The organism is Aeromonas sp. QDB25, assembly GCF_027707725.1.
Taxonomy (GTDB): Bacteria; Pseudomonadota; Gammaproteobacteria; order Enterobacterales; family Aeromonadaceae; genus Aeromonas; species Aeromonas caviae.
Map to the genome: position 1 here is coordinate 39,980 of NZ_JAPCIZ010000011.1, position 12,739 is coordinate 52,718.

The 12,739-nt window shown below is 64.1% G+C and carries 12 protein-coding genes; 5 read left to right on the forward strand and 7 right to left on the reverse strand.

The window, feature by feature from the left end; all coding sequences use genetic code 11:
- Positions 1–12 precede the first annotated feature (12 nt).
- Entirely contained in the window at positions 13–1,413 is a 1,401-nt protein-coding gene (locus tag PG883_RS05875; protein WP_010674827.1) for a DEAD/DEAH box helicase, read from the forward strand.
- Between the two features lie 85 nt (positions 1,414–1,498).
- Here PG883_RS05875 and PG883_RS05880 read toward each other — a convergent pair whose 3' ends face one another.
- From PG883_RS05880 to cra, 4 genes are all read right to left on the reverse strand, one after another.
- The gene (locus PG883_RS05880) at positions 1,499–2,188 is read right to left on the reverse strand and encodes an RES family NAD+ phosphorylase (RefSeq protein WP_043155504.1); all 690 of its coding nucleotides are present in this window, start codon (positions 2,186–2,188) and stop codon (positions 1,499–1,501) included.
- Positions 2,188–2,592, reverse strand: coding sequence for an antitoxin Xre-like helix-turn-helix domain-containing protein (locus tag PG883_RS05885; RefSeq protein WP_039040750.1), 405 nt, complete (start codon positions 2,590–2,592; stop codon positions 2,188–2,190). The genes PG883_RS05880 and PG883_RS05885 overlap by 1 nt, the downstream gene beginning before the upstream one ends.
- Positions 2,593–2,835: 243 nt before the next feature.
- Positions 2,836–4,029, reverse strand: coding sequence for an aromatic amino acid transport family protein (locus PG883_RS05890; RefSeq protein ID WP_202041147.1), 1,194 nt, complete (start codon positions 4,027–4,029; stop codon positions 2,836–2,838).
- 307 nt (positions 4,030–4,336) lie between these two features.
- Complete coding sequence (cra, locus tag PG883_RS05895; protein WP_010674823.1) at positions 4,337–5,323, reverse strand: catabolite repressor/activator; 987 nt, start codon at positions 5,321–5,323, stop codon at positions 4,337–4,339.
- A gap of 307 nt (positions 5,324–5,630) precedes the next feature.
- On the opposite strand from cra, the gene fruB reads away from it, so the two are divergent.
- The 3 genes from fruB to fruA are packed head-to-tail and all read left to right on the forward strand — an operon-like array spanning position 5,631 to position 9,441.
- Complete coding sequence (fruB, locus tag PG883_RS05900) at positions 5,631–6,731, forward strand: fused PTS fructose transporter subunit IIA/HPr protein (protein ID WP_010674822.1); 1,101 nt, start codon at positions 5,631–5,633, stop codon at positions 6,729–6,731.
- Positions 6,731–7,720, forward strand: coding sequence for a 1-phosphofructokinase (gene pfkB / locus PG883_RS05905; RefSeq protein WP_010674821.1), 990 nt, complete (start codon positions 6,731–6,733; stop codon positions 7,718–7,720). Before fruB ends, pfkB begins: the two co-directional genes overlap by 1 nt.
- Positions 7,717–9,441 (forward strand): PTS fructose transporter subunit IIBC, encoded by a 1,725-nt coding sequence (gene fruA, locus PG883_RS05910; protein ID WP_210599918.1) that lies wholly within the window; start codon positions 7,717–7,719, stop codon positions 9,439–9,441. Before pfkB ends, fruA begins: the two co-directional genes overlap by 4 nt.
- A gap of 82 nt (positions 9,442–9,523) precedes the next feature.
- On the opposite strand, the gene PG883_RS05915 is transcribed toward fruA, so the two are convergent.
- The gene (locus tag PG883_RS05915) at positions 9,524–9,775 is read right to left on the reverse strand and encodes a DUF1289 domain-containing protein (protein ID WP_010674819.1); all 252 of its coding nucleotides are present in this window, start codon (positions 9,773–9,775) and stop codon (positions 9,524–9,526) included.
- A 150-nt stretch (positions 9,776–9,925) separates the two neighbouring features.
- On the opposite strand from PG883_RS05915, the gene mltA reads away from it, so the two are divergent.
- Positions 9,926–11,077 (forward strand): murein transglycosylase A, encoded by a 1,152-nt coding sequence (mltA, locus tag PG883_RS05920; RefSeq protein ID WP_029314565.1) that lies wholly within the window; start codon positions 9,926–9,928, stop codon positions 11,075–11,077.
- Positions 11,078–11,210: 133 nt separating this feature from the next.
- Here mltA and yfaE read toward each other — a convergent pair whose 3' ends face one another.
- Positions 11,211–11,531: a class I ribonucleotide reductase maintenance protein YfaE gene (gene yfaE / locus PG883_RS05925; RefSeq protein ID WP_408805761.1), complete on the reverse strand. Its 321-nt coding sequence runs from the start codon at positions 11,529–11,531 to the stop codon at positions 11,211–11,213.
- Positions 11,532–11,579: 48 nt separating this feature from the next.
- Positions 11,580–12,713, reverse strand: coding sequence for a class Ia ribonucleoside-diphosphate reductase subunit beta (gene nrdB, locus PG883_RS05930; RefSeq protein WP_104454217.1), 1,134 nt, complete (start codon positions 12,711–12,713; stop codon positions 11,580–11,582).
- Positions 12,714–12,739: the final 26 nt, after the last annotated feature.

A 12,739-nucleotide genomic window follows, 5' to 3' on the forward strand; every position in this document is an offset into this window, starting at 1 on the left:
TAGCAGGTAACTATGAGTTTTACTTCCCTCGGTCTGGCCGAACCCTTGTTGCGTGCCGTTGCCGAGCAAGGCTACGACACCCCGTCTCCCATCCAGCAACAAGCGATCCCGGCGGTACTGGCTGGCCGTGATCTGATGGCCGCCGCCCAGACCGGGACCGGCAAGACCGCAGGTTTCACCCTGCCGATGCTGCAGCGTCTGACTGAAAGCAAGCGCAAGGTCTCCCCGAATCGCATCCGTGCCCTGGTGCTGACCCCGACCCGCGAGCTGGCCGCCCAGGTGGGCGAGAGCGTGCGCAACTACGGCAAACACCTGCCGATCCGCAGCCACGTGGTATTTGGCGGCGTGAGCATCAACCCCCAGATGATGGCGACCCGCCGTGGTCTGGACGTGCTGGTGGCCTGCCCGGGCCGCCTGATGGATCTCTACAACCAGAACGCCGTCAAGTTCGATGAAGTGGAGATCCTGGTACTGGACGAAGCGGATCGCATGCTCGACATGGGCTTTATCCGCGACATCCGCCGCATCCTGGCCCTGCTGCCGAAGAAGCGCCAGAACCTGCTCTTCTCCGCCACCTTCGCCGACGAAATTCGCGAGCTGGCCACCGGTCTGCTGGACAACCCGGCGGTGATCGAAGTGACCCCGCGCAACAGCACCGCCGAGCGCATCGAGCAGCTGGTACACCCCTGCGACAAGGCCAACAAGATTGCCCTGCTGAGTCACCTGGTCACCAGCAACGACTGGCAGCAGGTGCTGGTGTTCACCCGTACCAAGCACATGGCCAACCGCGTTGCCGAGACCCTCGACAAGAACGGCGTCAGCGCCGCCGCCATCCACGGCAACAAGAGCCAGGGTGCCCGTACCCGCGCCCTTGCCGGTTTCAAGGATGGCAGCGTCAAGGTGCTGGTGGCGACCGACATCGCCGCCCGTGGCCTGGACATCGACAAACTGCCCCAGGTGGTCAACTTCGAGCTGCCGAACGTGGCGGAAGATTACGTGCACCGTATCGGCCGTACCGGCCGTGCTGGCGCCGCTGGTCACGCCATCTCCCTGGTGGCCGCCGATGAGGGCAAGCTCATCAAGGCCATCGAGCGGCTGACCAAGCAGAACATTCCGTGCGAGCAGGTGGCCGGTTTTGAAGCCTCCCGCGAGACCCTCGACAACATCGCCCGTGGCATCGGCGCGCCGCTTCGCAAAGAGCCGCGGGATCCGAGCGAGCAGCGCCGTGCGCCGCGTCCGCAAGGTCAGGGCCAGCGTCAGGGTGCCGGTCGTTCTGCCAACGGTGGCAATGGCGGCGGTAACCGCTCCGGCAACGGTGGCAAGCCCAAGCCCCAGGGCGGTCAGCGTCCGGAAGGCGGCGCCGCCAAACCGGCCCAGGCCCGTCGTCCGCGCCGCGCCAGCCACAACCAGTAAGCGGTCAGGGAGCCAGGCTCCCCCACTGTTCGGTTGATACAAAAAGCCCCGCCAATCTGGCGGGGCTTTTTTGTCCTGGTAGACGCTATTCACCGTAGAGGCGGATCTCCAGCACATGGGTGATGGCCTCGCCGCTCCAGTGGTACTCCAGATGACGGGCGTGGTCCACCCGGCTGACCAGACGGGGGCGATAGAGCACGTGGCAGCCGTGACCGGGGTGGCGCACCGAGCGGTAGTGGATGCCGTCCGCCCCGGCAACCTTCTGCTCCCGGGCGAAGGCCTGGGCGGGGCCGTAATCGGTGGCGTGATAGAGGGGGCCTGGCAGAAACGCCGGGCCCGTGATGTCGATGAGGCTGGCGCTGAACTGCGCCTGGATCACTCGCATCTGCACCTTCTGGGCCGGCTCCCGGGTGTACCCGAAGATCCGCTCCCTGTGGTAGACCGTCTCCTTGATGCCGGTGTCGAGGGAGGGGGCACAATAGTAGCCGCCAAAGTCCCCCGTGGTGAAACGGCCACCCTCGGGATTGAGGTGGGTGAAGGCGGCCATCACATAGCTGCCGCCGGGCAGCCCCACCAGCCAGTCTTCCCTGGGCACCCGCATCAGCTCGCCCGCCTCTTCCCTCAGCCTGTCGTTGGTCAGGGCCTCGACGGCCCAGACCGCCTCCAGCTCGTCGGCGGTAGCGACGTCTTCATAGAGGCAGATGGGGGGAAAGCGGCTCGGGATGATGCGATAGGCGCAGGCATTGTGGAAGGTGCGCAAGGGCGGGGAGGACATCAGGCCATCTCCCCGCGCCAGGCGTGCAGCCGGGTGGCCACTTCGTAGAGATCGGCCACCCGCCCACCCTGCATGACCTCCATGGCGCTGCGCCCGGCGAAGAAGGGGTGGCTGTTGGGTTTGCGCACCCAGCCATAGATGCTCTCATCCAGGCTGAACAGCAGCCGCAGGCTCTTGTGGATGTTGAGCAGATAGCTCATCCGCTCCTGGAGATCGGCGCTCAGCCGAATACCGCCGCTAGCCTCCTTGTACTTGTTCAGGGTGGAGCGGGAGGTAATGCCAAGCAGCCTGAGCTGTTCATCCGTGCTGCACTGCCATTTGTCCAGGATGCGAAACACCACGGGCAGGGCCTTGCTGGGATCGACGGCGGGCTGTTGCCGGGGAAGAGATGCGGTGGCGGCCATGTTGCCTCCCGGGTTGGCGTGCCAGACGGGCACGGGATCGTGGGTTGTCTGCTAAGCAGTGTAGGGCAGGGGCGCAGTCATGTACATATCTATACATGGTTGTACTCAAATGTTCATTGTTGGATGAGCTTCGCGAGGAGGGGCGCGGGTCGGCCAAGTGAGCCCGTGCCAATGAAACGCCCCGCCAACTGGGTTGGCGGGGCGTGTCTCTTTGCGGCGTTTCTGCTTGTCGGGTCGGGGAGATCAGAGGGCGGGCAGCAGCCCCATGCTGACGCTGACCTGCACCCCGACGATCAGTACCCCCATGGCACCGGCCAGACCCAGGGCCAGTACGCCGCCCGGGACGCGGTAGTGGTTTGCCTCGGCCTGCTTGCGGCTCTGCCACACCAAGGCCACTGGCAGCAGCACCGCCAGCACCGCCAGCGCAATGGCGGCGTAACCGAGCGCCATGATGAAGCCTTGCGGGAAGTAGAGGGCGAACAGCAGGGGCGGCACGAAGGTGATGAGGCCGGTCTGGGTGCGGCCCTGCCAGTTGTCCTTGCGACGGGTCACCTTGGCCATGAAGTCGAACAGTCCCAGGGTCACCCCGAGGAAGGAGGTGGCGAGCGCGAGATCCGCAAACAGATGCATCGCCTGGTTGAAGGCGGGCCAGCTCACCAGGCCGCCGACGTTGGCCAGCAGGCTGTCCAGGGCGCCGCCGGTCTGGATCAGGGATTGCTGGCCCAGCAGCCCCAGGATGGCGACCTGCCACAGCACGTAGAGCACGAGCGGCAAGGCGGAGCCCCACACGAAGACCCGGCGCAACTGCCTGGGGTTGTCCCCGAGGTAGAGCATGACGCTCGGGATGGAGCCGTGGAAGCCGAAGGAGGTGAAGATGACCGGCAGGCCCGCCAGCAGCAGGCCTTCCCCGAGGGGCATGGAGAGCAGGTGCTGCCCCTGAGCGCGGGGCAGCAGCAGCGCCAGCACCGCCACCATGATCACCAGCTTCACGGTGAACATCAGGCGGTTGAGGTAATCCACCTGCCTGGTGCCGACGCACACCATGCCGCCAAACAGCAGGGTAAAGACCCAGGCCGCCTGCTCCTGGCCGAGGGGCAGGCCGGCATCGGCCAGTGCCTGGGTCAGCAGACTGCTGCCGCCGCTGATGTAGGCGGAGGCCAGGGCGTAGAACAGCATCAGGATGCAGAAGGAGGCGATGCCCTTGCCCCAGGGGCCGAGCAGGTGATCCGCCAACTGGTGCAGGTACCACTTGCCGGTGCTGAGGCTGGCTTCCACCTGCAGCATGGCGGTGAAGGCCATCAGGGCCCAGAGGCCGATCATCAGCATCAGGGTGGCGGGGCCGCCCAGGGACGAGGAGGCCAGCGGCAGGGCCAGCATGCCGGCGCCTATGGTGGTGCCGGCAATCAACAGGGTACAACCCAGGGTCTTGGTATTCATGTCATCCATCCGAAAGTGAGGGGCGCTGTTGCAAACAAGAGAGAGCCAGTTGGCTGTGTCGGGAGACGCCTCCGGGGAAAAGCCGGAGGCTAGCAATATCGGAGTGGAGACATCGTTACGAACAGCCGCAGGTTGTAAAACAGGGTTGCCACGTTAGCCGATTAAAATATCGAAAACAAGCGGGAGTGAGCGAAGGTTCTACTGTGAAAGGCGCTTGTGTGGAAATAAATGATGACAGTTGTCTGGAGTGGATGGCGTAAAAACACGCAAAGGCGACCGTGGTCGCCTTCGGCACGTCCGTTTCGCGTCAGCGGCGGCGTTTGAGGGTACGGCTCACATAGTGCAGGCCGCTCTGGTAGTCGCCATTGACCGCCTTGAGGGCCAGCGTCAGGGCCTGGCTTGCCAGGGCGTCGTGCTGCTGGGGCAGGGAGTTGATGCCAAAGGGGAGGAAATCGAGCAGGCGGTCATCCCCGAAGGTAGCCATGGCGAGCTGGCTCATGTCGGCCTCCTGCTCCAGCAGGTAGTCGAGCACCCCCTCCATCAGGATGTAGGAGGTGGTGATCAGCGCCTCGGGCAGTTGGCCGAGCTGCTGATGGAGCGTCTTGATCAGGCGATACCCTTCGGTGCGCGAGAAGTGGGCCCCTTCACACAGGTGGCGGGTCGCACTGTGACTGGCAATCGCCTGTTCGAAGCCCGCTTTTCGCTCCTGGCTGATCGTCAGTTCCGGCAGTGCAGTGATCAAGGCGATATGACCGATGGCCGGGGTGAGCAGGGAGGCGGTGAGGTCCAGGCTCGCCTTCTGGTTTTCACTCGCCACGGTGACGAAGTGCTCGGTGGCCATGGCACGGTCGATGGCGAGGATCTGCACGCCCCGGGACTGCTGCTCCAGGTAGAAGGGATCCGCCGGGGGGAGGCAGCTTGCCACCAGGAGCGCGTCCACATGGCGGCTCACCAGCATCCGGGCCAGCTCCTTTTCGGTGTCCGGATCGTCCTCCGAGCAGACGATGAGCAACTGATATCCCTGGGTGCGGGCCCCTTGCTCCAGGCGCTTGGCGAGCTTGGCGTAACTGGCGTTTTCGAGGTCGGGCAGGATGAAGCCGAGGGTGCGGGTCTGGCCGCCGCGCAGGGAGGCGGCGCGGCTGTCCGGCTGATAGTTGTGGGCATGGACCACGGCCATCACCTTGTCGCGGGTTGCCTGGCTGATGCGGTATTGATCGGCCTTGCCATTGATCACATAGCTGGCGGTGGTGCGAGAGACACCGGCCAGCGCGGCGATTTCATCCAGTTTCATCATGTTGGCTCTGTTTGAGTTGCAAGGCCCGCGCCGGTTCCTGGTTGGGGCGCCGAAAAGTGTGCGCGGGATCATATCATTGAAACGTACTTTCTGCGGGATCTTGAACAATGCGCTGAAACGATTCAGTCTGAGTGTAAGTGAAACGATTCAGCTTGTCAGTAACGGATGATTATCTGCACTTGGAAATGGGTTCCGGCTCACCAAAGCGAGAGATCACCGTCTATTGTCAGCAGGCAAGTTACCCGAAAATCGAGTTGAGTTGCGCCGGTACGCCGCGAGGCGAAGCCGGACCTGATGGAGAATCTCTATGTTGAAGTTGGCGCGACAGCAAATCCTGTTGGGACAATCGGTGACGACCAAGGCGGACGCCATCGCCCTGCTGGCAAGCAAACTGACCGACGCCGGTCTGGTTGAAGCAGGTTACGTGGACGGCATGCTGGCGCGGGAAGCGCAGCACGCCACCTATCTTGGCAGCGGTATCGCCATTCCCCACGGCACCACGGACACCCGTCATCTGGTGAAGAGCACCGGTGTCATGGTGGCCCAGTTCCCCCACGGCATCGAGTGGGACGAGGGGCAGATTGCCTACGTCGCCATCGGCATCGCCGCCAAGTCCGACGAGCACCTGGGGATCTTGCGCCAGCTCACCCACGTGCTGGGTGACGAGCAGGCCGCAGCCCAGCTCAAGGGGGCGACCGACGAAGAGACCATCATCAATATCCTGACTGGCGCGACTGCCGCCAAAGAGGTGCAATACCTGACCCTGGCGGACTTCCCGGCCGACGACCAGGACCAGTTGCTGCTGGGGGCTGCGGCCCGCGCCAAATCCGCAGGCTGGGGAGACGCCGCCATGGTGAGCGCCCTCCTGGCCAGCCAGCCTGTTCACCTGGGGGAGGGCATCTGGCTGGCCCGTGCGCAAGCGGCCCAGACCGGTTGGGTGCTGGCCACCCCGAGCACCCCGCTGAACGTCGGTGAATTGCCGGTCAGCGCCCTGCTACTGCTGTGTGCCGCAGATAGCGGCCATCTGCCGCAACTCGAGAATCTGGCCAAGCTGGCCGCAGCCGGCCAGTTGGCCACCCTTTCTGGCAGCGACGGTCTGGCCATGTTGCAGGCGGGTCCGGCGAGCGGGCTGTCCGAGACCTTCACCATCATCAACCCCCACGGTCTGCATGCCCGTCCGGGCGCCATGCTGGTCAAGGTGGCCAAGGAGTATGAATCCGACATCCGCGTCGCCAACCTCGATGGCAGCGGTGAAGCCGTCTCTGCCAAGAGCCTGATGAAGGTGATCGGGCTTGGGGTCAAGTGCGGTCATCGTCTGGCGTTTCGCGCCGAAGGAGCGGATGCCGAAGCAGCCCTCAAGGGCATTGGCGAAGCCATTGCCGCCGGCTTGGGCGAGGGGGCGCACTGATGGACATCGTCACCATCACCCTTAATCCCGCGCTCGATCTCACCACCCGTCTGGAGGCCATGCACCCTGGCGAGGTCAATCTGGTGAGCGAGGCCAACTTGCGCGCCGCGGGCAAGGGGATCAACGTCGCCATGGTCTTGAAAGATCTCGGCCGTGACGTAGGCCTGACCGGCTGGCTCGGCGAGGGTAACCAGCAGAGCTTCGTCTCCCTGTTCGAGGAGCGTGCCCTTGCCGATCACTTCGTGCGCGTGGCGGGCGACACCCGGATCAACGTCAAGATCTCCGAACAATCCGGCCGGGTGACCGATCTCAATCTGCCGGGACTCGCGGTGCAGGAAGGCGATGTCAGCGCCCTGGAAGCGGCGCTGGAGCGACTGGCACCCCACACTGACTGGTTCGTGCTGGCGGGCAGCCTGCCCAAAGGGGTGGCCCCCGATTACTGCGGCCATCTGATCCGTCTGCTCAAGGCCAAGGGCAAGCAGGTGATCTTCGATTGCAGCGGCGCGGCGTTGAGCGAAGGGATCAAGGCGGCGCCGACCCTGGTCAAACCCAACCTGGAAGAGCTGAGCCAGTGGGCGGGTCGCCCCGTGAAGACCCTGAGCGAGCAGGCCGAGTGCGCCCGCGCGCTGCAGGCCAGCGGGATCCCCAACGTGGTGATCTCCAATGGTGCCGACGGCCTCATCTGGTTTGCACCGGATGCCACCTGGCAGGCGATTCCGCCGCGCATGGAGGTGGTCAGCACCGTGGGTGCCGGCGACTCCCTGGTGGCGGGCCTGGTCCATGGCATGAGCCTGGACTGGACGCCGGAGCAGACCCTGCGGCTGGCCACCGCCGTCTCGGCACTGGCGGTGAGCCAGGTCGCGGTCGGCTTCAACGATATCAATGTGCTCAAACCGTTACTCGAGCAGGTGCGCGTACAGCGTCTGGATGATCTGGCACCGACTCAACCCCAACCCCATTTGATGGCTAACTCAGGAGATGCCCAATGAAAGCAATTCTGGTTACGGCTTGCCCGGCGGGCATTGCCACCAGCTTTCTCGCTGCAAAACGGATAGAACAGCAGGCCAAACTGGCTGGCTGGGAGCTCACCCTCGACGTCGACTCCAGCGTGCAGCCCCGTCAGGTTCCCTCGAAAGAGCTGATTGCCGCCGCCGACCTGGTGCTGGTCGTTGCCAGCGCACCGGTGGATCTGGCCGCCTATGATGGCAAGTCGCTCTATCGGGGCGACATGGATCTGGCGCTCCAGGATCCCGCTGCCCTGCTGGACGCCGCGCGAAGCGGTGCCAGCGTCTATCGCCATGAGGCGACGCCTGTGGTTGCCAAACCGGCCAGCGGTGCCAAGCGCATCGTGGCGGTGACGGCCTGCCCGACCGGGGTGGCCCACACCTTCATGTCGGCCGAGGCCCTGGAGACCATGGCCAAGCAGCTGGGTCACCAGATCCGCGTCGAGACCCAGGGATCGGTCGGTGCCCAGAATGCCTTGACGGCGGACGAGATTGCCGCCGCCGATCTGGTGTTCCTCGCCACTGACATCGAGGTGGACATGGCGCGCTTTGACGGCAAGCCGGTCTATCGCACCAGCACGGGGGCTGCCCTGAAGAAAACCCGGGCCGAGCTCGACAAGGCCTGGACCGAGGCGAAGGTCTATCGCCACAGCGGCGCGGCTGCGGTCAAGAAAGAGGAAAAGGCGGGCCCCTACAAGCACCTGCTGACCGGTGTCTCCTTCATGCTGCCCATGGTGGTAGCGGGGGGCCTTATCATCGCGCTCTCCTTCATCTTCGGCATTGAAGCGTTCAAGGAAGAGGGGACGCTGGCCGCGGCCCTGATGAAGATCGGTGGCGGCTCCGCCTTCGCCCTGATGATCCCGGTGCTGGCAGGCTACATCGCCTACTCCATCGCCGACCGTCCGGGTCTGGCGCCCGGCATGATCGCCGGTATGCTGGCAAGCTCGCTCGGCGCCGGTTTCCTTGGCGGCATCGTCGGCGGCTTCCTCGCCGGTTACAGCGCCAAGTTCCTGAGCGACAAGGTACGCCTGCCGGTCACCCTGGAAGCCCTCAAGCCCATCCTCATCATTCCGCTCTTTGCCAGCCTGTTCACCGGTCTGGTGATGATCTACGTGGTGGGTGGCCCGGTGGCGGGCATCATGAATGCCATGACCGAGTTCCTCAACAACATGGGCTCTGCCAACGCCGTGCTGCTGGGTGTCATCATCGGCGCCATGATGTGCTTCGACATGGGTGGCCCGGTCAACAAGGCGGCTTATGCCTTCGGTGTCGGCCTGCTCGCCTCCAAGACCTATGCCCCCATGGCAGCGGTCATGGCCGCCGGCATGGTGCCTGCACTGGGGATGGGGATCGCGACCTTCCTGGCCAGCAGAAAGTTCATCAAGGCGGAGCAGGAGGCGGGCAAGGCCTCCTTCGTGCTGGGTCTGTGCTTCATCTCCGAGGGGGCCATCCCGTTTGCCGCCAAGGACCCCATGCGCGTCATCCCGGCCTGCATGGCGGGCGGTGCCCTGACCGGTGCGCTCTCCATGCTGTTCGGCTGCGAGCTGGTGGCACCCCACGGTGGTCTGTTCGTGCTCTTCATCCCGAACGCCATCAGCCATGTGATGATGTACATCCTGGCGATCGCGGCCGGTTCTCTGGTGACCGGGGTGGCTTACGCCATGCTCAAGCGTGGCGAGGAGCAGGCCAAGCTGGCGACCGTCTGAGGGCGTCACGGCGTGACACACTCTTCATGACAAGGCGGCCCTGGGGCCGCCTTTCTTGTTGGGGGGAGGGGCAACGTGGGATTTAAAAATCCCAGCCTGGCGGGGGCGGCGGATCGGCCGCCTCTTCGGCCTGCGCCTTGCGGCGAGCGGCCTCGACCCTGGCCTTGCGGTTGCGGCACAGGCGCATCACCTCCTGCTGCTGGGCAGGGGTCATGGCAAGCCAGTTGAAACGCTCCTCGCGGCTTCGCAGGCATCCCTTGCAATACCCCTTGTTGTTCAGTTCGCAGACCCCGACACAGGGGCTCTGGAGCGGGAAGATTTCGAGCTGTTCCATCCATGACCTCTCACACCTTGTCACCTTGTTATAACCCAGAAGATCACGGCAGGAGAAATCCGTCGTCAGGGGCGTGAAGGCGTTTGCTTTCCCCGGGCAATTTTGGCATCTTCCCCGCCGTGCAAGACACTCGGTGTTATATGAGGACATATGAATAGACATGCGTACTGGTTGGCCGCCGCCGTGGTGGGGCTGGCCGGTTGTGCGGGCAACCCTGAACCGGTCAAGGTGCCCCAGAAGAAGGCGGAATCCGGATGTTTTCTGAACTGCGAGATCCCTGTGAATCTGGGCAAGCAGTATCTGGATGGTGCCCTGCCGGGGGATCTGGTGCGGGTAGAGCGGGTCAACAGCCGCGCCCGCGCCGATTACAGCAAGTTCGGTCCCCAGAGCCGGATGGTGATGGAACGCTCCGGCCGCATGGCGAGCCGCTATGGGGAGCTCTACCGTCAGCTCTCACGCTGGGTCGCCAATGGGGGCAATCCCGCCCATATCACCCAGTACGGCATCAGCCTGGCGCAGCTTGGCGGTGCCGACCGCATGGGCAACGTGCTCTTCACCGGCTACTACTCGCCGGTGCTGGAGGTGCGCCATCGCCCGGACGCCCAGTACAAGTATCCCATCTATGCCATGCCCAACTGCGGCGGTCGCTGCCCGAGCCGGGCCGAGATCCACCGGGGGGCGTTGGCCAACCGGGGGTTGGAGCTGGGCTACAGCAAGTCCCTCATCGACAACTTCCTGATGGACGTGCAGGGTTCCGGCTTCGTTCACTACGGCGATGACGACCGGCTGCAGTACCTCGGCTACAGCGGCAAGAACGGCCACGGCTATGTCAGCATTGGCCGGGTGCTCATCGACCGTGGCGAAGTGCCCAAGGAGCAGATGTCCATGAAGGCCATCAAGGAGTGGGCCAACCGTCAGCCGGAAGAGAGCGTGAAGGAGCTGGTGGAGCAGAACCCCTCCTATGTCTTCTTCGAGCGCCGTCCCACCAATGACGTGGTGGGGGCTGCCGGCATTCCGCTCTTGCCCATGGCGGCGGTGGCTGCCGACAAGACTCTGCTGCCCATGGGCACCCCCATCCTCGCGGAAGTGCCGCTGCTGGACAAAGAGGGCAACTGGACCGGCAAGCACCAGCTGCGCCTGCTGATTGCGCTGGATGTGGGGGGCGCGGTGAAGAAGGGGCACCTCGATCTCTACCACGGTATGGGGGAGAAAGCCGGTGTCGCGGCCGGTCATTACAAGCACTTTGGCCGGGTCTGGAAGCTGGGTCTGCACCACGGGCCGACCGCCGCCCCCTGGTTGTAACGCCCCCGGGTTGTAATGTAAGAGGGGCCATGGCCCCTCATTTCCCTCAAGAGATGGGAGATTCCCATGAAAAAAGCCGCCGGAGCAATCCGGCGGCTTTTTGTTTGCGGGGCAGATCTGGCGATAAGGGCCGTCAGCCCTTTCGGATATCGAGCTTGATGGTGCCCACCGGCTGGCAGCAGCAGGGGAGGCACTCCCCCTGGGAGACAAAGGCGAGCGGGACGGCGGCGTAGTGCACCTTGCCCGCCAGCAGCGTGGTGCGGCAGGCGCCGCAATAGCCGCTGCGGCACTGGAACTCCACGTGATGGCCGTGGCGCTCCAGGGTCTCCAGCACGCTTTCGCCGGGATGGGGGTGCAGCACACCGTCCAGGGTCTGTACCTGGGGGGCTTGCCCCTCCGGCGCCGTGGTGGCGGTATGCAGGGGCGCGTTCAGGGTGGCGGTGGCGTCACTCACGGACGTCGCTCTCCCGCATCATGGCCTGCCAGCAGAGGTCGCCTTGCATCACAGCTCGAAGTCACCCAGATCGTCGGCGTGCACTTCACTGTCTATCTGACCCACCAGATAGGAGCTCACTTCCACTTCCTGGGGCGCCACCTGCACGTTGTCGGAGGAGAGCCAGGTGTTGATCCAGGGGATGGGGTTCTGCTTGGTGCCGGCAAAGGCCGGTTGCAGGCCGACGGCCGCCATGCGCAGGTTGGTGATGTATTCCACGTACTGGCAGAGGATGTCCTTGTTCAGGCCGATCATGGAGCCATCCTGGAACAGGTACTCGGCCCACTCCTTCTCCTGCAGGGCCGCTTCCTTGAACAGCTCGAAGCAGGCCTGCTCGCACTCGACGGCGATCTCCGCCATGTCGGGGTCGTCGTTGCCGCTGCGCATCAGGTTCAGCATGTGCTGGGTGCCGGTCAGGTGCAGGGCCTCGTCACGGGCGATCATCTTGATGATCTTGGCATTGCCCTCCATCAGCTCGCGCTCGGCGAAGGCGAAGGAGCAGGCGAAGCTCACGTAGAAGCGGATGGCTTCGAGGGCGTTGACGCTCATCAGGCACAGGTAGAGCTTCTTCTTGAGCTCCCGCAGGCTGATGGTGACTTCGCGATCCCCGATCCGGTGGGCCCCCTCACCGTGTAGGTGATAGACGGAGGTGGCCTCGATGAGATCGTCATAGAAGTGGCTGATGGAGCCGGCGCGCTTCAAGATCTGCTCGTTGGTGACGATGTCGTCGAACACCTGGCCCGGGTTGTTGACGATGTTGCGGATGATGTGGGTGTAGGAGCGAGAGTGGATGGTCTCGGAGAAGGCCCAGGTCTCGATCCAGGTCTCCAGCTCCGGGATGGAGACCAGGGGCAGCAGGGCCACGTTGGGGCTGCGGCCCTGAATGGAATCCAGCAGGGTCTGGTACTTCAGGTTGGAGATGAAGATGTGCTGCTCGTGGGGCGGCAGAGCCTGGAAGTCGATGCGGTCGTGGGAGACATCCACCTCTTCCGGGCGCCAGAAGAAGGAGAGCTGCTTCTCGATCAGCCGCTCGAAGATGTCGTGCTTTTGCTGGTCATAACGGGCCACGTTGACCGACTGGCCGAAGAACATCGGCTCCTTGAGCTGATCATTTTGGGTCTGGCAAAAAGTAGAGTAAGCCATGGTTAGAATGCCGTGAAATAGGGAAA